The sequence below is a fragment of the Pseudochrobactrum sp. B5 genome (assembly GCF_001939785.1).
Taxonomy (GTDB): domain Bacteria; phylum Pseudomonadota; class Alphaproteobacteria; order Rhizobiales; family Rhizobiaceae; genus Pseudochrobactrum; species Pseudochrobactrum saccharolyticum.
The window spans coordinates 436,086-455,249 of sequence record NZ_MOYL01000002.1 but is presented as its reverse complement, the minus strand read 5'-3'; the positions used below and the strand labels follow the sequence as shown (position 1 = coordinate 455,249).

At 51.1% G+C, this 19,164-nt stretch carries 17 protein-coding genes; 11 read left to right on the top strand and 6 right to left on the bottom strand.

Going from position 1 to position 19,164, the window contains the following annotated elements; genetic code table 11:
* The first annotated feature begins 62 nt into the window (after nt 1-62).
* Nucleotides 63-2,030: a threonine--tRNA ligase gene (thrS, locus tag BKD14_RS08745; protein WP_075655266.1), complete on the top strand. Its 1,968-nt coding sequence runs from the start codon at nt 63-65 to the stop codon at nt 2,028-2,030.
* Nucleotides 2,031-2,090: 60 nt separating this feature from the next.
* A complete protein-coding gene (locus tag BKD14_RS08740; RefSeq protein ID WP_139316370.1) occupies nt 2,091-2,657 on the top strand; it encodes a hypothetical protein in 567 nt (188 codons plus the stop codon).
* Here BKD14_RS08740 and hspQ read toward each other — a convergent pair.
* Nucleotides 2,654-2,992 carry a heat shock protein HspQ gene (gene hspQ / locus BKD14_RS08735; RefSeq protein WP_022712123.1) on the bottom strand — a complete coding sequence of 113 codons (339 nt, stop codon included), beginning with the start codon at nt 2,990-2,992 and terminating at the stop codon, nt 2,654-2,656. The genes BKD14_RS08740 and hspQ overlap by 4 nt on opposite strands.
* A complete protein-coding gene (locus BKD14_RS08730; protein ID WP_075655262.1) occupies nt 2,989-4,260 on the bottom strand; it encodes a UbiH/UbiF family hydroxylase in 1,272 nt (423 codons plus the stop codon). Before BKD14_RS08730 ends, hspQ begins: the two co-directional genes overlap by 4 nt.
* Nucleotides 4,261-4,561: 301 nt before the next feature.
* Here BKD14_RS08730 and pcsA point away from each other — a divergent pair, with 301 nt between their 5' ends.
* From pcsA to BKD14_RS08700, 6 genes are all read left to right on the top strand, one after another.
* On the top strand, nt 4,562-5,314 hold the full coding sequence (gene pcsA, locus BKD14_RS08725) for a phosphatidylcholine synthase (RefSeq protein ID WP_022712121.1): 753 nt from the start codon (nt 4,562-4,564) through the stop codon (nt 5,312-5,314).
* Nucleotides 5,315-5,329: 15 nt separating this feature from the next.
* Nucleotides 5,330-6,304, top strand: a complete 975-nt coding sequence (locus tag BKD14_RS08720) for a quinone oxidoreductase (RefSeq protein WP_075655260.1) — start codon at nt 5,330-5,332, stop codon at nt 6,302-6,304.
* 167 nt (nt 6,305-6,471) lie between these two features.
* The gene (locus tag BKD14_RS08715) at nt 6,472-8,031 is read left to right on the top strand and encodes an ABC transporter ATP-binding protein (protein WP_075655258.1); all 1,560 of its coding nucleotides are present in this window, start codon (nt 6,472-6,474) and stop codon (nt 8,029-8,031) included.
* Complete coding sequence (locus BKD14_RS08710; protein WP_075655256.1) at nt 8,031-9,122, top strand: ABC transporter permease; 1,092 nt, start codon at nt 8,031-8,033, stop codon at nt 9,120-9,122. The genes BKD14_RS08715 and BKD14_RS08710 overlap by 1 nt, the downstream gene beginning before the upstream one ends.
* Nucleotides 9,123-9,125: 3 nt before the next feature.
* Nucleotides 9,126-10,046 carry an ABC transporter permease gene (locus BKD14_RS08705; protein WP_075655254.1) on the top strand — a complete coding sequence of 307 codons (921 nt, stop codon included), beginning with the start codon at nt 9,126-9,128 and terminating at the stop codon, nt 10,044-10,046.
* A gap of 55 nt (nt 10,047-10,101) precedes the next feature.
* Nucleotides 10,102-11,169 (top strand): BMP family ABC transporter substrate-binding protein, encoded by a 1,068-nt coding sequence (locus BKD14_RS08700; protein ID WP_075655252.1) that lies wholly within the window; start codon nt 10,102-10,104, stop codon nt 11,167-11,169.
* 57 nt (nt 11,170-11,226) lie between these two features.
* Here BKD14_RS08700 and BKD14_RS08695 read toward each other — a convergent pair whose 3' ends face one another.
* The 4 genes from BKD14_RS08695 to BKD14_RS08680 form a co-directional block, all read right to left on the bottom strand.
* Nucleotides 11,227-11,691, bottom strand: a complete 465-nt coding sequence (locus BKD14_RS08695) for a DUF1203 domain-containing protein (protein ID WP_075655250.1) — start codon at nt 11,689-11,691, stop codon at nt 11,227-11,229.
* A gap of 165 nt (nt 11,692-11,856) precedes the next feature.
* Complete coding sequence (gene bfr, locus BKD14_RS08690; protein ID WP_022712114.1) at nt 11,857-12,342, bottom strand: bacterioferritin; 486 nt, start codon at nt 12,340-12,342, stop codon at nt 11,857-11,859.
* Nucleotides 12,308-12,619 carry a (2Fe-2S)-binding protein gene (locus BKD14_RS08685; protein ID WP_075655248.1) on the bottom strand — a complete coding sequence of 104 codons (312 nt, stop codon included), beginning with the start codon at nt 12,617-12,619 and terminating at the stop codon, nt 12,308-12,310. The genes bfr and BKD14_RS08685 overlap by 35 nt, the downstream gene beginning before the upstream one ends.
* Before the next feature lie 491 nt (nt 12,620-13,110).
* The gene (locus tag BKD14_RS08680) at nt 13,111-15,228 is read right to left on the bottom strand and encodes a TonB-dependent receptor (RefSeq protein ID WP_075655246.1); all 2,118 of its coding nucleotides are present in this window, start codon (nt 15,226-15,228) and stop codon (nt 13,111-13,113) included.
* A gap of 443 nt (nt 15,229-15,671) precedes the next feature.
* Between BKD14_RS08680 and BKD14_RS08675 the strand changes: the two genes are divergently transcribed.
* The 3 genes from BKD14_RS08675 (at nt 15,672) to BKD14_RS08665 (ending at nt 19,162) form a co-directional block, all read left to right on the top strand.
* Nucleotides 15,672-16,742, top strand: coding sequence for a ChuX/HutX family heme-like substrate-binding protein (locus tag BKD14_RS08675; protein WP_075655244.1), 1,071 nt, complete (start codon nt 15,672-15,674; stop codon nt 16,740-16,742).
* Between the two features lie 192 nt (nt 16,743-16,934).
* Nucleotides 16,935-17,828 carry an ABC transporter substrate-binding protein gene (locus BKD14_RS08670; RefSeq protein ID WP_245293603.1) on the top strand — a complete coding sequence of 298 codons (894 nt, stop codon included), beginning with the start codon at nt 16,935-16,937 and terminating at the stop codon, nt 17,826-17,828.
* A gap of 167 nt (nt 17,829-17,995) precedes the next feature.
* The gene (locus tag BKD14_RS08665) at nt 17,996-19,162 is read left to right on the top strand and encodes an iron ABC transporter permease (RefSeq protein ID WP_245293602.1); all 1,167 of its coding nucleotides are present in this window, start codon (nt 17,996-17,998) and stop codon (nt 19,160-19,162) included.
* The last annotated feature ends 2 nt before the right edge of the window (nt 19,163-19,164 follow it).

Here is a 19,164-nt window from a genome sequence, read left to right as displayed (position 1 = left end):
AAGCTTTTATTTTGCTCTAAATAACCACCCGCAATCGTTGGCGGGACTGGATGAGGATGACAATGTCTGATCTTATTACTCTCGAATTTCCCGACGGCTCACAGCGCGAATATGATCCGGCCATGACCGGTCTGGCGCTTGCCGAATCCATCTCCAAATCACTGGCTAAAAAGTCTGTCGCCTATGCGGTTGACGGCACCGTGCGTGATTTGTCCGAGCCGCTTGGCGCATCAGGCAAAGTCGAGATTCTCACCCGTGAAGATCCGCGTGCGCTGGAGCTGATCCGTCACGACTGCGCCCACGTTCTGGCTGAAGCTGTGCAGGAGCTTTTCCCTGGCACGCAGGTCACAATCGGACCGGTTATCGAAAACGGTTTCTATTATGACTTCGCCCGCAATGAGCCTTTCACACCCGATGACCTGCCGGTTATCGAAAAGAAAATGCGTGAAATCATTGCCCGCAACAAGTCGTTCACACGCGAAGTCTGGACACGCGAAAAAGCCAAGCAGGTTTTCTCCGATAAGGGTGAATCCTATAAGGTTGAGCTGATTGACGCGATCCCTGAAGGTCAGGATCTGAAGATCTATTATCAGGGCGACTGGTTTGATCTTTGCCGTGGCCCGCATATGGCGTCCACAGGCCAGATCGGTAATGCGTTCAAGCTGATGAAAGTTGCCGGTGCTTATTGGCGCGGTGACAGCAACAATCCGATGCTGACCCGTATTTACGGTACAGCTTTCGCGAATGATGCTGATCTGCAGCAATATCTGACAATGCTGGAAGAAGCTGAAAAGCGCGACCATCGCCGCCTTGGTCGTGAAATGGATCTGTTCCATTTTCAGGAAGAAGGTCCGGGCGTTGTGTTCTGGCATTCCAAGGGCTGGCGCATGTTCCAGAGCCTTGTCAGCTATATGCGCCGCCGTCTCGACGATCATGGCTATCAGGAAGTCAACGCACCGCAGGTGCTGGATAAATCCCTTTGGGAAACATCCGGTCACTGGGGCTGGTATAAAGACAACATGTTCAAGGTCACCACTGCCGGTGATGACACTGAGGATGACCGCGTTTTCGCGCTGAAGCCGATGAACTGCCCGGGCCACGTGCAGATTTTCAAACATGGTTTGAAATCCTACCGCGATCTGCCGATCAAAATGGCGGAATTTGGTAATGTGCATCGTTATGAGCCATCCGGTGCACTGCATGGCCTGATGCGTGTTCGCGGCTTTACGCAGGATGATGCGCATATCTTCTGTACAGACGAGCAGATGGCGGATGAATGCCTGCGTATTAACGACCTGATCCTCTCGACTTATGCCGATTTCGGCTTCGATCAGATCACCGTGAAACTCTCCACACGTCCTGAAAAGCGCGTGGGTGATGATGCGCTGTGGGATCGTGCGGAAAGCGTTATGGGCGAAGTGCTCAAGACAATTGAAGCCAATTCCGGCGGTCGCATTAAAACCGGCATTCTGCCAGGTGAGGGTGCGTTCTACGGTCCTAAGTTCGAATATACGCTGAAAGATGCGATCGGTCGTGAATGGCAGTGCGGTACAACGCAGGTTGACTTCAACCTGCCGGAACGCTTCGGTGCATTCTATATCGATAACAACTCCGAGAAGCAGCAGCCGGTTATGATTCACCGCGCTATTTGCGGCTCGATGGAGCGTTTCCTCGGTATTCTGATCGAGAACTTTGCCGGTCATATGCCGCTGTGGTTCGCACCAATTCAGGTTGTTGTGGCAACGATCACTTCGGAAGCGGATGAATATGGTCAGGAAGTTGCTAACTTGTTCAAAAAAGCAGGCTTGCAGGTGACAACTGACTTCCGCAACGAGAAGATCAACTACAAGGTGCGTGAGCACTCGCTGCAGAAAGTACCGGTTATTCTGGTGCTTGGTAAGCGTGAAGCAGAAGAGCGTACAGTGAATGTACGTCGTCTCGGCTCCCGCGACCAGACACCAATGTCGCTGGATGAAGCACTGAGCTCATTGCGCGAAGAGGCAACACCGCCGGATCTTCGTCGTGCATAATCGATATAAAAAAGGCCGGAGCAATCCGGCCTTTTTGTTTATTGTTTAAAGCAGGTATCCATGCGCAGCACCCCGTTTTCACAATTCTGGAATAGTATATATTCAGGCTCGCTGCCTTTGATGTATCTTCTGCGGGAAGAAAAACGGCAGCAATGGGTACGCTTTTACGCATTGCCTGAAGGAAAGCGCTATCCTTCTAATGTTGCTGAGCAGCAGGAGGTTTTAGAGCGATTTAACAGCATTGCCTCTGCAATTTTCAATGAGAATGAACCACTTTGGTTAGTGTCTGATACTGACATTGAAAAATCTGCAACCAGTAAAACTTTAAGCTTTCTCAGGATGGGTTTTAAAAGTTCAGGTATAAAAACATATTTTGACAATGATAGAGATAAGTGCAAATCCCGTTTTCTCTATAAACAAGATCATTGGAAAAGCGGCGCATTTGACGAGTTATTTTCTCTCATTCTTCATGGGGAAATATCAGGCATTTTGTTTGTAAATCAAAAAACGCAGCTATTTTATGTTTATGACGGCGGAATGGATGTCATCCTGCCGGATAGTCTGCAACTCAATCACCTCAAAGAGAGGTTTAAACAATGGCGCTCACCGCTTTTAAGCGGACTTTAATTCAGAGGTGCAGCTTTAAAGCGATATTCGCCCTGACTGTCGATGTCGAAATAGTCACCGATCTGCGGGTGGCGCAGCGGTTCACCGCTTTCATCTTCTTCCAGATTTTGCTCGGAAACATAGGCTACGTAATCCGTTTCCTCATTCTCCGCCAGCACGTGATAAAACGGCTGCTCGCGTTTCGGGCGTGAGGCTTCAGGAATGGACATGTACCATTCTTCCGTATTGGCGAATTCCGGATCAACATCGAAAATAATACCGCGAAACGGCAGCAGGCGGTGACGCACCACCTGTCCGATCTGGAAACGTGCATATTTTACTTCAAAAGCACTCATTGTGATCCGTCGTGATGTGGCGTGACAGTTGGCAGTGTCGTCTTCTTATTCGCTGCGGTGAAAGACGGCAGCAGGGCTTTGAAACCGCCACCGGGACGCAGCCCCTCACGCATGAAGAAAGCACGCAGCGGCGGTACAACACGCAGGACTTCCAATCCCGTGCCGCGAATGATCTGTGCTGGCAGGAAGTCTGACAACAGCGTGCGGTTCAGAACATCGACCGAGCCGGTACGTGCCAGAATATCAGGGCGGCGACCGCTGTCATAGGCGCGGATCACGCGATCAGAACCGGCATCCTGCTTATCTTTGCTCAAAGCGGAGATCAGTGTTTCCACGTCACGAGTGCCGAGGTTCAGGCCTTGTGCACCGATTGGCGGGAAAACATGCGCTGCTTCGCCGATCAGAATGGTACGCTTGGCTGCAAATTTCAGCGGTACCAGACCGGAAAGCGGCCATGCCTGCTGTTTGGTATCAACCGTGATTTCGCCCAACATGGATTGCATTTTTGTTTCAATCTCACGGGCAAGCTGTTCGCTGTCGAGCGCCATCAGCTTTTCAGCATAGCGCGGATTGGCAACCCAGACGAGACTGGAGCGATTGCTGGGGAGCGGCACCTGCGTGAAAGGGCCGTCCTCGGTGTGGAATTCGGTCGAAATATTCTGATGCGGAACTTTATGGCTAAACGAGCACACAACTGCCGTTTGCGGATAGCGCCAGCGGCGGGTTTGAATGCCGGCTGCATCACGTGCCAGACTATTGCGGCCGTCAGCTGCCACGACCAGTGGAGTGGTCACAACCTGTCCGTCGCTGAAAGTGACAGAAATACTGTCTGCATTATGCTGATAGGCGGTAGCATTGCTGAAATTACGGGCAATGCGCGGATGCGCGGTTACAGCTTCATGCAGCACCCGGTTCAGCACCAGATTGGGAATATTATAGCCGAAAGCTTCCGTGCCGATTTCTGAAGCGCGGAATGTCACCGCAGGACTGCGGATCAGTCTGCGGGTGCCGTCAACAATGCGCATGGAGGCGAGGGCGGCTGTATCCGGACGGATCGTTTGCCAAACGCCGAGACTGTCGAGATATTCAATAGCAGGCATCATCAATGCTGTGGTGCGCCGGTCATCCTGATCGCTTACCGGACCCGCGAGCAGAATATCATAGCCCGCCTGCGCCATCGCCAGTGCCGCAATCATTCCCGCAGGGCCGCTGCCGCTCACAAGAATGCGTGCCGAAGTGAACTCTGATGAATGAACGGAGCCTGACATAATGCACCTCTTAGTTATCCGGTTTTTGACAATCCAACAGTCAAATCACCGGAATATCCTGCTAATTTTTAAAAACCATAAGCAGATTTGCCTGCTCATTCTTTTAGGCCATAAGTCGCCGTTACGACACTAAAAACATATGCTTAAAGCGGAGATAGTCACGAATAGCGGGTAACTTCTTTGGATGAGCGACATTTTGTCTGTTTTTCAAGTCAGCTTTTCTTGCACTTTTGGTGTTTTTCGACAAAAGCTGTCAGGACTGATAATTCATTAATTTTTTGTAACAGAATCGGCAAAGATCTTGAAAGCGAAACTGACAGACAAACTGAAAGCTAAAAAAGTCACTCTGCCTCAGGTCAGGGCTTTTTCTGTTCACCTGTTAACGGCTTCCGGCTCCTTTCTGGCCTTTCTGTCACTGGTTGCTGCCAGTGAAGAAAACTGGACGGCAATGTTTCTCTGGCTCGGGCTGGCACTTTTCGTCGATGGTATTGACGGGCCGATCGCCCGCAAGCTGGAAGTGAAATATGTGTTGCCAAACTGGTCGGGCGAGCTTCTCGATAATATCATCGATTATGTCACTTATGTGCTGATCCCTGCATTTGCGCTTTATCAGAGCGGCTTCATGGGACACGGCCTGTCGTTCCTGTCAGGCGCGATCATCGTTATCAGCAGTGCGATTTATTATGCTGATACCGGCATGAAGACCAAAGAAAACTTCTTCAAGGGTTTCCCTGTGGTCTGGAATATGGTGGTCTTCACCCTGTTCATCGTCGGTCCGGGTGAATGGACAGCCTTTGCGGTTGTTGTTGTCTCGGCGATCTTGTCATTCATGCCGCTGAATTTTCTGCATCCGGTGCGCGTGGTGCGTTTGCGTCCGCTCAATCTCACAGTGTTTCTGCTGTGGTGCGTTTTCGGTGTGGCGGGTATTTTCTATCAGATGGATGCGCCGCTCTGGGTGCGCATCGGTATCTCCGTCACCGGTATTTATCTCTACTGCATCGGTATCGTGATGCAGTTCCTGCCTAATCTTGGTCTTAAAACTGCTGCGAAATAACAGGGAATTCTGACAATGATAAATGCAATTCTGATCCGTGAAACCGGTGGTGCTGATGTTCTGAAATATGAACAGGTCGAACTTGGGCAGCCTAAAGCAGGCGAGGCACGTATCCGCCATGAAGCGGTCGGATTGAATTTTATCGATGTCTATTTCCGCACCGGTCTTTATAAGGCGCCGCAACTGCCTTTCATTCCGGGGCAGGAGGGCGCAGGCACAGTCGTCGCTGTCGGTGAAGGCGTGACGAATGTGAAGGTCGGTGACCGTGTGGCCTATACAGGTGCTATGGGCTCTTATGCGGATGAACGGCTGATTGCTGCGGATCGTCTGGTTAAAGTGCCGGATAATATGGATTTGCGCCTTGCCGCATCCATGATGCTGAAAGGCATGACAGCCTATTATCTGATTAACCTGACCTACAAGGTGCAGAAGGGCGATACAATCCTGATCCATGCCGCCGCCGGCGGTGTCGGGCAGATTGCCGGCCAGTGGGCGAAGCATCTTGGTGCAACAGTCATCGGTACTGCCGGATCGCAGGAGAAAATCGACCTCGCACTGTCCCTCGGCTATGACCATGTTATCAATTACCGTGAAGATAATTTCGTCGAGAAGGTGAAGGAAATCACCGGCGGCAAAGGCCTGCCGGTGGTCTATGACAGTGTCGGTAAAGATACGTTCCCGGCATCGTTGCAAGTTCTGCAACCGCGTGGCTTGTTCGTGAGCTATGGCAATGCATCGGGGCCGGTGCCGCCATTTGAGCTGGCACTGCTCAATCAATATGGTTCGCTTTATGCAACCCGCCCGACGCTTGGTTCTTATATTGCTACAAGGGAAGAGCTGGAACGTGCGGCGCAGGCGCTGTTTGATGTGGTTGCCAGCGGTGCAGTCAAAATCAATGTCAATCAGACCTATGCATTGCGGGATGCCGCACAGGCACAGCGTGATCTCGAAGCGCGCAAAACCACCGGTACAACGATACTGATCCCGTAAAATCATTTTCAGATTTGAAAAACAATATTCCGGCGAAATCTGATTTCGCCGGAATTTCTTTATGCATCTTGCAAAAAGTGTTCATAGAATTGTTATAAATTACTTTTCGGCTTTCCTATTTTTTTGACTGTGGCATAAGGTGGGCGGAAGAAATGTCTAGGGGACACATGACAGAACCTTCCGCAAAACCTCAACAATTACTGGCTGAGCAATTACTGGATGTACGGCGTTTAACCAAACAGTTTGGTGCGCTGAAAGCATGTGACCAGATTGATCTGACGATTGAACATGGCGAAATCCACGCGCTGCTGGGGGAAAACGGCGCAGGAAAATCCACGCTTGTCAAAATGTTGTTCGGCTCTTTGCAGCCACAGGATGGTGAGATTTTCTGGAAGGGACGCAAAGTCCGCATGAATAATCCGGCCTATGCCCGCAAGCTCGGCATTGGTATGGTTTTTCAGCATTTCTCTCTGTTTGACAGTTTGACCGCTGCAGAAAATATCGCGCTGTCACTGGATGCGGGTCTCTCCCTTAATGAAGTTGCGCAAAAAGCATCGCAGATCGGTGAGACTTACGGCCTGCCGGTTGATACTAATGCGCTTGTCGGCGATTTATCGGTTGGGGAGCGCCAGCGCATCGAAATTATCCGCTGCCTGTTGCAGGAGCCGGAACTTATTATTCTCGACGAGCCGACATCTGTTTTGACACCGCAGGAAGCGGACAAGCTGTTTATCACGCTTAACCGCCTGAAAAGCGAAGGCAAATCCATTCTCTATATCAGCCACCGGCTGGAAGAAGTGAAGCAGATTTGCGACCGCGCAACCGTGCTGCGCCACGGTAAAGTCGTATCCCATTGCACGCCTTCGCAGGAAACCGCAGCATCGCTTGCCCGTATGATGGTCGGTGAGGATGTGGCACTGGTTGAACGTCCGAAAGCTGAATTGAAGTCAGCGGAACAGGCGACATTGCTGGAGATTGACGGGCTTTCACAGGCACCGCGCGGACCATTCTCAACGGCCTTACGCAATATTTCCCTGAATGTCGCTGCCGGTGAGGTGGTTGGCATTGCCGGTGTTGCCGGTAACGGCCAGAGCGAATTTTTTGAAGCTGTATCCGGCGAGTTGCGGCAGGATCAGGCATCAACCATCCGTATTCGCGGGCAGCAGGCAGGTCTTGCCGGTATCACACAGCGCCGGATGCTGGGAGCAGGTTTTGTGCCGGAAGAACGTCTGGGACATGGCGCTGTGCCGGAACTGCCGCTGACGGATAATCTGTTTCTGTCGCGTTACCGTACCGATGCAAAAGTGTTTCTGAAGGGTGGCTGGCTCAAAATCATTTCGCAATCCGCATTGTCTTCCGCTGCTAAACGCATCAATGCGATGATGGATGTGCGCAAAAATGCGGAAAATCCGGTGGCTGGTGCGTTGTCTGGCGGCAATTTGCAAAAATTCATTATCGGCCGTGAGCTGGATCGCAACCCGTCTGTTCTTGTCGTCAATCAGCCGACATGGGGCGTGGATGCCGGTGCGGCAATGCGTATTCGTCAGGCTTTGGTGGATCTGTCACGTCAGGGCTCTGCCGTGCTGGTCATCAGTCAGGACCTTGATGAACTATTTGAAATTTGTGACCGTATCGCAGTGATGCATCATGGTCAGTTATCCGAAGCCATGCCGCGCGATGTTGTAACGGCTGAAAAAATCGGCCTGATGATGGGCGGGGCAGTCTGATGCGTATTGAACTGATTAAAAGACCACAACCCTCACGTTGGTTCAGCGCAATTTCTCCGCTGTTAGCACTGGCGCTTGCAATGATTTGCGGCGCCATTTTGTTTGCGCTGATGGGCAAAGATCCTTTTGCAGCGCTCCATGCGTTCTTCATTGAGCCGCTGCTGGATATGTGGTCAATCCATGAATTGCTGGTCAAAGCTGCGCCGCTGATCCTGATCGCTGTCGGGCTTTCCGTCTGTTATCTGTCTAATAACTGGAATATCGGTGCCGAAGGTCAGTTGACCATGGGGGCGATTACCGGCTCGATCCTGCCGATATTGTATCCCGACGTGCAGGGCTGGTATGTTCTGCCGCTGATGCTGTTGATGGGGATGGTTGGCGGTGCGCTTTATGGTGCGGTACCGGCGCTTTTAAAAACCCGTTTTAATGCCAATACGATCCTGACCAGCCTGATGCTGGTCTATGTGGCGCAGTTCTTTCTGGACTGGCTGGTGCGCGGGCCTTGGCGCAATCCGGAGGGCAATAACTTCCCTGAAAGCCGTCAGTTTCATGAATATGCTGTGCTGCCGGAAATCTGGTCAGCCGCAGGGCGTGCGCATTGGGGATTCATCTTCGCAATTATTGCCGCATTCCTACTGTGGTTCATGCTGCACAGCACCCTGAAAGGTTTTCAGATCAAGGTTGTCGGGCAAAGCCCGCGTGCAGCGCGTTTCGCCGGTTTCAGTGCGGGCAAGATTACATTCTTTGCCTTTCTGGTCTCCGGTGCGCTGGCAGGTCTTGCCGGTATCAGCGAAGTGTCCGGCGCTATCGGACAGCTGCGTACGACAATTACACCGGGCTACGGATTTACGGCGATTATTGTTGCCTTTCTCGGGCGGCTTAATCCGCTGGGTATTATTGCAGCCGGTCTGGTGCTGGCATTGTCCTATCTCGGCGGTGAGGCAGCACAGCTTTCTATTGGTATCTCAGAAAAATCCGCGCGCGTGTTTCAGGGGATGATCCTGTTTTTTGTGCTGGCCTGCGATACTTTCATTCACTACCGCATTCGTTTTGTCAGTCGCAGTCAGCATGATCTGCGCGGGGAGGCCTGAGCCATGGATATGACACAGGCAATTATGCTGACTATTGCAACAGCGGCCACGCCTCTGCTGATTGCCGCCATCGGCGAGTTGGTCGTTGAACGCTCAGGTGTGCTCAATCTCGGTGTTGAAGGCATGATGCTGATGGGCGCAGTCACCGGTTTCGGTATCGCTCATTTAACCGGCAATGCGTGGCTCGGCATGATAGCAGCAATTTTTGCAGGAGCAGCCTGCGCATTGCTGTTCGGCTTTCTGACACTGACACTGGTCACCAATCAGGTGGCAACAGGTCTGGCTCTGACCATTCTCGGGCTGGGCGCATCGGCAGTGATCGGCGAGGGCTTTGTCGGTCTTCCGGGCGTGCGCCTTGGCGCGATCTATATTCCTTATCTGAGCGATATCCCGCTGATCGGAAAATTGCTGTTCGGGCAAGACCCGATTTTCTATATCGCATTATTGCTGGTTATTGGCGTGAGCTGGTTTTTGTTCCGCTCACGGGCAGGGCTTAAACTGCGCTCTATCGGCGACAATCACGGCTCCGCCCATGCGCTCGGCATCAATGTGGTGCGCACGCGTTATCTGGCTGTAATGTTCGGTGGTGCCTGTGCGGGTCTTGCCGGTGCGCAGCTCTCCCTCGTCTATGTGCCGCAATGGGTGGAAAATATGACGGCTGGCCGTGGCTGGATTGCGCTGGCTCTGGTGGTTTTTGCTTCATGGCGGCCTTGGCGTGTGCTGATCGGCGCCTATCTTTTTGGTGCAGTGACGATCGGTCAGCTCCATGCGCAGGCATTCGGCATCGGCCTGCCGCCGCAACTGTTGTCGGCACTGCCATATCTGGCGACAATCATTGTGCTGGTGATTATTTCGCGTAACCGCCGCCTGACAATGATGAATACACCGGCATCGCTCGGCAAGCCATTTGTGCCGGATAGATAATACAAAGTCGTTTTACAGTTTTTTGATTACGGACCTTAACAGGAGAACGGGGACAATGAAGAAAACGCTAACAATTCTTGCCACTGCGGCAACGCTTGCCATGGCAGGCACCGCCATGGCTGAAGAAAAGCTGAAGGTCGGCTTTATCTATATCGGCCCTCCGGGTGATTTCGGCTGGACCTATCAGCATGACGAAGCCCGCAAAGAGCTGGAAAAAGAACTGGGTGATAAGATCACAACCAGCTATCTGGAAAGCGTACCGGAAGGTGCGGATGCCGAGCGTTCGATTGAACGTCTTGCCCGTGCAGGCAATAAGCTGATTTTCACGACATCTTTCGGCTATATGGATCCGACCATTAAAGTTGCGAAAAAATTTCCTGATGTGAAATTTGAACATGCAACCGGCTATAAGACAGCAGAAAACGTATCTGCCTATAATGCGCGCTTCTATGAAGGCCGTTATGTGCAGGGTCAGATCGCTGCCAAATTGTCGAAAAACGGTATGGCTGGCTTCATCGGTTCCGTGCCGGTGCCGGAAGTTGTGCAGGCTATCAACTCCTTCATGATCGGCGCGCAGTCCGTTAATCCGGATTTCAAAATCAAGATCATCTGGGCAAACTCATGGTTTGATCCGGGCAAAGAAGCAGATGCTGCCAAGGCGCTGATCGATCAGGGCGTTGATATTCTCACCCAGCATACAGATTCCACCGCACCAATTCAGGTTGCGGCAGAACGCGGTATCAAGGCATTCGGTCAGGCTTCGGACATGATCAAGTTCGGCCCTGAAACCCAGCTGACAGCGACAATCGACCATTGGTCGCCATATTATATCGAGCGCACCAAAGCTGTTCTCGATGGCACATGGAAGTCGCAGAATACATTCAACGGCATGAATACCGGTCTGGTTGCTATGGCACCGCTGACCAATATGCCTGACGATGTGAAAGCAATGGCTGAAGAAACCATCAAGAAGCTGACCTCCGGCGAGCTGAAGCCGTTTACCGGCCCGCTGAAAAAGCAGGATGGTTCTGAATGGCTCAAAGCCGGTGAAACCGCCGATGATAAAGCAATCGTCAGCATGAACTTCTATGTTCAGGGCATTGATGACAAGCTGCCGCAATAAGCTGCTTGCATGAAGAAATGAAAAGGCTCCGCATTTGCGGAGCCTTTTTTATATGGTTCAGGCGCGGTCAATACGACCGGAATAACAGCCGCGTCCGGCATTATGCGCATGAATATAGGCGGCGTTCTGATCGCTGAAGAGGCGTTCAATTGCCGCTTCAATATCCGTACCCTGCACAACTTCAGCTCCTATAATCATGCCTGTAGCATTATAGGCACGCAAAGACAGGAGCCGCGTGCGCATGACTGAGGGAACCTCGTTGATCTGGTCATAGGCTGCCACTGCATTCTCGCGTACATAAATCGCATGAGTTGCATAATAGGGTGTTTCTGCGCTTTGGCAGACATGGTTGAGCAGCAGCAGGCTTTCACCTATTTCAGCCTCACACATCTCAATACGGTCAGGATAACCTCTGTCTTCAGCAAATACGCGTAGTGCACGATGCTGTTTCAGTTCATGATCGGGTAAACCAAATAGGTGGCGAAACGGCTCCGGTGAAAGCCCTGTGATACGAAAATCCATAGAGAGTCTCCTGTAAATAACAGGAGGATTAAATTGCAGATACAAAGCGGAAACACTGCAATTCTGCTTTTCAAATTTTTGATTTGTAAGATTGGTACGGCGTGTATCCGGCAATAAAAAAGGCCCCGCAGAGCGGAGCCTTTCATTGCAATCGCAATAACGATTTTATTCAGCAGCATCTGCCGGTGCGGCATTGAGCATACCATAGCGTTCTTCGCCGATTTTGCCGAGCAGTTCGAGCTGGGTTTCGAGGAAGTCGATATGGCCTTCCTCATCCTTCAGCAATTCGTCGAAAAGCTGACGGCTGACATAGTCACCTGCTTCATCGCAGATTTCGCGGGATTTCTTGTAAGAGGCGCGGGCGTCATATTCACCGGCCAGATCAGCTTCCAGAACTTCTTTTACAGTCTGACCGATACGCAGCGGCGCAACAGTCTGCAGGTTCGGATGGCCTTCGAGGAAAATGATGCGGTCGATGAGGCGGTCTGCATGCTGCATTTCTTCAATCGACTCTTCGCGTTCCTTTTTCGCCAGACGGGTATAACCCCAGTCAGACAGGAGGCGGTAGTGCAGCCAATATTGGTTTACTGCGCCGAGTTCGAGGAAAAGTGCCTCGTTAAGCCGCTCGATGACCTTTTTGTCGCCCTTCATTCCATTTGCTCCCGAATTGTTCACGTAACGCACGAACGCGATCAATATAGACAATGAACTCAGAATCATTGTGCTCGCGCCGAAGATGATATTCTTCAGTCACTCTTATGATCGTTTCAACAACATTTGGGAAGCAGCCGCAGCACCGGCCACGCTTCTTCATAGCATGGTAGACCTTGGCAGGAACAATCAATTGCCAGCAATCTTCATCCAGCATCTGGATGATAGTATTTTCGATTTCTTTGGCAGTAATTACATTGCAATGGCAGACTAGCATGCTGCACCATGCATAGAAAAAGCGGTGTTTAAGCCGGAAAATACGGAAAATGAATCTGAAATATGCAAATGACCTGAAGAAATCATGTTCTGATTTTCATCATGGTCGCTGAAAAAGAAAGCAACCCTGGCTGCATTCATAAAATTATACTGATTCATCATTCCTCCAAATGAATGGGTCAAGGCCAAACATTTAAAGTTGCACTGTAACTGTTTGATTTTCTAATGCTTCACAGAGGCGGGCTTGTCAAATTGTGCAGATTAAAACCATTCTAAAAATCAACAATTTAGAATGACTTTAAACCTGAGTTAAATACCCATATTAATTGAACTATTCGGTACGGAAAAACGGCAGAACGGAGAATTTACGGTAAAATCATACCGCTGTGGCGTGTTGTCACACTACGTATAAAAACGGAATTTCAACAGGATTTTGAAAAAAACAACGCGCCCCGAAGAGCGCGCTGCATCATCTTCTATATCCGGCTCAACTCAGAACTGGAACTGAGTGGCGACAACGAATGTACGACCCTGACCGGAGCCCGATGTGCTGAGTGCCGGTGTATATGTTTTATCAAACAGGTTGGTGACTTTGAGGGACAGGTCAACATTTTCATTGAATTTATAGGTCGCGAAAATGTCTACCAGATCATAGGAGTCGGATTTTGTCGGAGGCAGCAGATTGCCCCGTGCATCTGCAGCAGCAACCAGACTGCTGGAAACATAGGAATATTTCACACCGGCAGAGAGCTTCTTATCAAAGAAATAACCGCCGAGGGTCGCCGCAAAAACATCATCCGGCAGATACTGGCTTGCACCAAGACCCGGTGTCTGCGACGGCAGGTCAGACTTGTTATGGGTGTAGGAAAGGCTGCCGAACACATAATCGGAATTATAATGTGTTTCGAGTTCAAAGCCTTTTACGCGGGATGTGCCCGGCAGGTTAACAAACTGCAGCTTGTTGAAAGTCGTATTACGCTGCGCTGCGATATAATTTTTGACATCCATATCAAAGTAATTGGCTTTGAAGCGGATTGTGTCGCCTGCGGTAATCAGATCATCATGCTTCATGTTCAGACCGATATCCCAGCCGCGCTGCTCTTCAGGCGCGAGATAAGGGTTTGGCACATAGCTGGATGCTGTTCCACCGGGATGCGTGCCGCCGATCATTGTTTCCTGCAATGTTGGCGCGCGCATTGATTGCGAATAGGTCACATATGGCTGGAGCCAGTCAGTTACATTGTAAGCGACTGTAACTTTAGGGTTCCACAAGCCTTTGGACTGATTGGCCGAATACATGCCGTTATCTTCAAAGCCCGGAATACCGCTATCGGCTGTACCGTCCAGCTTGTAGAAGTCATAACGCAGACCGGTCAGAACCTGAAGGCGGTCGTAATTCCACTCAACCTGAGTAAAGGCTGCGCCGCGGTTCATGCTTGAATCAACCGGATTAACGCCGACTTTCACGCCGCCGGTATTGTCGTGATTGTATTCAACGCCGTATTTCCAGTCGATATACAGATCATTGACTGTGAAACGGGAAGTGTTGGCGACCGAGAAGCCGATGGATTCATTTTTGATTTCACGGCCAAGGCTCGACAGAGTAGGGCTGTTGCCACCGACATAAGTCAGTTTTGTGCTGTTGAAATAACCGTTGATCGCAAGGTCAATCAGATCATTATCGATAGGCTTGTAGACGTAATTGGCTGTAAATGTACGGTTCTGCAGCAGCAGATCATAGTCAATTGTCGGCGGCACAGGCATGAAATTCGTCTGCGATGTGCCGTATTTATTATTATAGATCACGCCGCCAAGTGTCAGCTTGTGATCTTCGGCAAATCCGAATTCTGTTTTGAACAGGCCGGAAGTCATTTCCTGACCGGTTTTATTCTGGGTAATGCCGTCACCGTTTTTATAATCATTGGAATCGCGGCGGCTGAGAGCGGCAACAATGCCCACTTCATTGACGCGCATCGCACCGGCAAGCATTTCAGAGAAGCCGACGCCGTTGCTGCCCCATGATGCGCGGCCGAGAACGCCTTTGTCCTTGCCTTCCATCAATACGTCATCAACGCCGAGTGTTTTGAAATTAACACTGCCGGCAAGACCGCTGCCGCCTTCGGTAGTCACTGCGCCGCGGGTAATATCAACGGAGGACAGCAGATTCGGATCAATATAGCTGTACCCTTGAGCATCATGCGCCGTGGTGCGGAAAGTCTGCGGCGCACCGTCGATCATCATATTCACGCGGCCGGAGCCTTCAAAACCGCGAATATTGACCGCAACACCCGGATTGGAGCCGTTAATACGGGTGAATATACCCGGAGTTTCACGCAGAACCGTATCCAGTTTTTCACGGCCGTTCAGCTTGATTTCGGTTTTGGAGATTGTGCTGACCGGTGCCGGACGGGATGTAATATCCTGAGGATTAACGGTTTTAACGTTGATTGTGTTGAGCTGCACGTCGCCGGATGCGTTTTCCGCAGCCGGTTTTGCAGTCTGAGTCTGTGCCTGCTGGGCATTGGCTGCGCCAGCCATAACCACAAGGCTGATAGCCGTGCTGCCGAGACCGATTTTAAGATATCTGGAGAGGTTGGAAGGCTGCTGCATTGAAAGTCTCCGCATCGTTGCCGCTTATGGGCGGGGCAAGCAAGGCATTAAAATTGCGTTCGGAACCTTGGCGCTTGCACCGGAAAAATGTTCTCAGCAACAATCAGCAGCTTTTCCGTACTGATCTGCGAGTTCCCTGATCCGGCTGGTGCAGGTTCAATTCTGTACTATGCGGAGGCCAGATATCCTCTGTTTTTCCACACAAGTTTATGGACAATCACATGATTTTTAATATGACTCTTAAAGTCCACTATTGCTTCCAATAATTAATATGATATTTTGTGTCAAGAAAACTTCCTGAAAATAAACAGGATGGTTGCATTGATGCAACGGGGGCCAGAAGGCGCCGATAAACTGATCCGGCAGTTTTGTTGAAAAGCCGGATTTGACGATGACACTAATAGACTGCATCCGGCGGATGTGGTCGGTACAGGCGTATAATAATGACTGCAACGCAAACACATTCTCAGTCCCTGACACCGCAAGATATCCTGCGTCTGCGCAGTGAAAATCCGAAATCCCGTGAGAGGGACTTTGCTCAGGCTCATGGTATTACCGAGGCTGATTATGTTGCTGCCCATGTCGGCACATCTGCTATTCGCCTGAATGTGGACATTGCTGCAATTCTGAACGGCGCAACCACACTCGGCGAAGTTATGGCGCTGACCCGCAATGAAAGTGTTGTGCACGAAAAAATCGGACCTTATGAAAAAGTCTCCGTCGGACCGCATGCGTCTCTGGTGCTCGGCAAGCAGATCGATCTGCGTATTTTTCCGAAAGCATGGGCCTATGGTTTCGCTGTAGAGAAAACTGACAGCGAAAATAATATCCGCCGCTCATTGCAGTTCTTCAACAAGGCTGGTGATGCGGTTCACAAAATCCATCTGCGCGATGCGTCCGATCTGGCCGCCTATGAAGCACTGGTTGCTCAGCTGCGCTCGGACGATCAGAGCCAGACAGTTGAAACCAAAGCTGCAACGCAAAAAGAGCCGACAGACATTGATACAGTTGATGTAAACGGCTTCCGTGAGCGCTGGACAAACATGACTGACGTACATCAGTTCGTGATGATCCTGCGTGATTACGCTGTCAGCCGCAAACAGGCTGTTGAGCTGGCCGGTGAAGAATTCGCCTGGGAACTGGAAGCCGGTACGGTTGAAAGCATGATGAATACGGTTTCTGAAACCGGCCAGCCGATCATGGTTTTTGTCGGCAATAACGGCTGCATTCAGATCCATACCGGTCCGGTTAAAGAGATCAAAATGATGGGCCCGTGGCTCAATGTTATGGATCCGACATTCCACATGCATTTCCGCACCGATCATGTTCATGCCGTTTGGGCTGTTCGTAAGCCTACCAAAGACGGCCATGTAACATCGCTGGAAGCCTATGACGAGCAGGGCGAAATGATTGCCCAGTTCTTTGGCGAGCGTCACGAAGGTGAAGCAGAGCGCACAGACTGGCGTGAACTGGTTGAAGCGCTGCCGCGTTTGGCACGCTCCGCAGCAGCCTGAAAACTCTGAAAGCCATGCAGGGCGGTTTATGCTGCTCTGCATGGTTCACTTTTAAAATTGCCCGCTGTCTCCCTTGGCGGTGAGTATTATCAATGACGGTCAGGATAGTTATCTTTGGCCGGAACAGTCTCGGATTGACCAATGTCTTTTGCCCGCAGCACTCTTTTTTCATCCCGGATCAGGTCTTATCGTTTGGTTGCAGCTTTTGCTGCCGGTCTGCTTACTGCCACCACAGGCGTTTTGCCGGTCGCCGGTATGATCTCACCTGCACAGGCAGAAGAGGTCAAAACCTTTACGGATACAACACGACTGGTGAGTGTTGGCGGCGCGTTGACAGAAATCATCTATGCGCTGGGTCTTGAAGACAAGCTTATTGCCCGCGACCGTACCAGTATTTATCCGGAAACAGTCAAAAAGCTCCCTGATATCGGCTATATGCGCCAGCTTTCATCCGAAGGTATTTTGTCTGTTGCACCGACAGCCATGCTGGTGATTGAAGGCAGCGGCCCTGCAGAAACTATGGATGTGCTAAAACGTGCTTCTGTGCCGATGATTATTGTGCAGGATCAATATACCGCTGAAGGTATTACCAATAAAATCAATGCTGTGGGACAGGCATTAGGTGCTCAGGATAAAGCCGAGGCTCTGGCGGAAAAAGTCCGCACTGATCTGAAGGCTGTTGAAGCCGCCACCAGCAAAATCACTGAGAAAAAGCGTGTCCTGTTTATTCTGTCCCGTCAGGGCGGACGTCTCATGGCATCAGGGCGGGAAACTGCGGCTGACGGCATGATTAAAATGGCTGGCGGCATCAACGCGATTGACGAATTTCAGGGCTACAAACAGCTGACCGATGAAGCGCTTGATAAAGCTGCTCCGGACATGATCCTGTTGATGAATACCGGTCCGGACAAAGCATCGAATGATTATTCCGATCTGCTTGCCAATCCGGCGCTGGCTGCCACACCGGCAGGTCGCAACAAAGCTATTCTGGCCATGGACGGGCTCTATCTGCTTGGTTTTGGCCCGCGCGCTGCTGAAGCCGCGCGTGATCTGGCAGAAGGTCTTTATGGCAAGGCTGTTCAATAAGACATTGAATTGGTTCAGCCCGCTGCCGGAAGACTATACGGCAGCGGGTAACGCATTCTGAAAAGGTATGAAGCTGTCTTCTGCCGGAATGTGTTTTCATAAAATTTCACATTCGCAGCAGCTTTTTGATCTGCCTGCTGCATGGCTGAAACGGAAAGCATAAGATTTTGACTGATACTGTTGGCGATATGCCTGCTTCCCACTTTGCCAAACGCAACACAGTCGCGGCATCCTCAAATGTGATAAAGCCTGCTGAGAGCGGTAAAGGCGCAGCTGTCCTGCAAGGTGATCGTTCGCGTCAGGCGCGTATTCTGATAGCACTTCTCGCGGTTCTGCTGGTGGCTGTTGCATTATTCAGCCTGACAGCCGGTGCTTCGCAGGCATCAAGCTGGTCGGTGCTGAAATCCCTGTTCTCCTCACAGATCAATCCTGATGATATTACAGCGCAGCGCGATCATATCATCATTATGGATATCCGCCTGCCGCGTATCATTCTTGGTATTCTGATCGGCGCTTCACTGGCCGTTTCCGGTGCAGTTATGCAAGGTCTGTTCCGCAATCCGCTGGCTGATCCGGGACTGGTCGGCGTTTCTTCCGGTGCCGGCCTTGGTGCGATTGTCGTTATTGTTTTAGGCAGCACTTTCCTTGCACCGGTACTCGGGTTTTTCGGCATGTATACATTGCCGCTGGCAGCCTTTATTGGCGGCCTGACGACAACACTGATCCTGTATCGTGTTGCCACGCGCAGAGGCAGAACTTCAATTGCCACAATGCTGCTTGCCGGTATTGCGCTTGGTGCCATGACCGGCGCTTTCAGCGGAGTGCTGGTTTATATTGCGGATGACAGACAGCTGCGCGATCTCACTTTCTGGGGGATGGGTTCGCTGGCCGGTGCCACATGGATTAAAATCCTCACCGCCGGACCGATTATTGCGCTGACATTGTTTGCGGCTCCGTTTCTGGCACGCGGATTGAATGCTCTGGCTCTGGGTGAGGCGACAGCCAATCATCTGGGTCTGCCAATTCAGCGTATTAAAAACACAGCAATCATTCTTGTAGCCGCAGCCACCGGCGCTTCGGTTGCAGTCAGTGGCGGTATCGGTTTTGTCGGCATTGTGGTGCCGCATTTGCTGCGCCTTTCCATCGGACCTGATCACCGCTATTTGCTGCCTGCCTCTGCATTGCTGGGCGCTTCGATGCTGCTGCTGGCGGATGCTGTCAGCCGTACTATTGTTGCTCCGGCTGAAATCCCGATCGGCATTGTCACTGCATTTGTCGGTGCTCCGTTCTTCCTTTGGATTTTGCTGCGTCGCCGTGGTTTGCTGGACTTATAATC

Bases quoted from the DNA above. Each gene is read 5' to 3' on its own strand.
- thrS (WP_075655266.1), top strand. From the start codon at position 63: ATGTCTGATCTTATTACTCTCGAATTTCCCGACGGCTCACAGCGCGAA.
- BKD14_RS08740 (WP_139316370.1), top strand. From the start codon at position 2,091: ATGCGCAGCACCCCGTTTTCACAATTCTGGAATAGTATATATTCAGGC.
- hspQ (WP_022712123.1), bottom strand. From the start codon at position 2,992: ATGAGTGCTTTTGAAGTAAAATATGCACGTTTCCAGATCGGACAGGTG.
- BKD14_RS08730 (WP_075655262.1), bottom strand. From the start codon at position 4,260: ATGTCAGGCTCCGTTCATTCATCAGAGTTCACTTCGGCACGCATTCTT.
- BKD14_RS08720 (WP_075655260.1), top strand. From the start codon at position 5,330: ATGATAAATGCAATTCTGATCCGTGAAACCGGTGGTGCTGATGTTCTG.
- BKD14_RS08715 (WP_075655258.1), top strand. From the start codon at position 6,472: ATGACAGAACCTTCCGCAAAACCTCAACAATTACTGGCTGAGCAATTA.
- BKD14_RS08710 (WP_075655256.1), top strand. From the start codon at position 8,031: ATGCGTATTGAACTGATTAAAAGACCACAACCCTCACGTTGGTTCAGC.
- BKD14_RS08705 (WP_075655254.1), top strand. From the start codon at position 9,126: ATGGATATGACACAGGCAATTATGCTGACTATTGCAACAGCGGCCACG.
- BKD14_RS08700 (WP_075655252.1), top strand. From the start codon at position 10,102: ATGAAGAAAACGCTAACAATTCTTGCCACTGCGGCAACGCTTGCCATG.
- BKD14_RS08695 (WP_075655250.1), bottom strand. From the start codon at position 11,691: ATGGATTTTCGTATCACAGGGCTTTCACCGGAGCCGTTTCGCCACCTA.
- bfr (WP_022712114.1), bottom strand. From the start codon at position 12,342: ATGAAGGGCGACAAAAAGGTCATCGAGCGGCTTAACGAGGCACTTTTC.
- BKD14_RS08685 (WP_075655248.1), bottom strand. From the start codon at position 12,619: ATGCTAGTCTGCCATTGCAATGTAATTACTGCCAAAGAAATCGAAAAT.
- BKD14_RS08680 (WP_075655246.1), bottom strand. From the start codon at position 15,228: ATGCAGCAGCCTTCCAACCTCTCCAGATATCTTAAAATCGGTCTCGGC.
- BKD14_RS08675 (WP_075655244.1), top strand. From the start codon at position 15,672: ATGACTGCAACGCAAACACATTCTCAGTCCCTGACACCGCAAGATATC.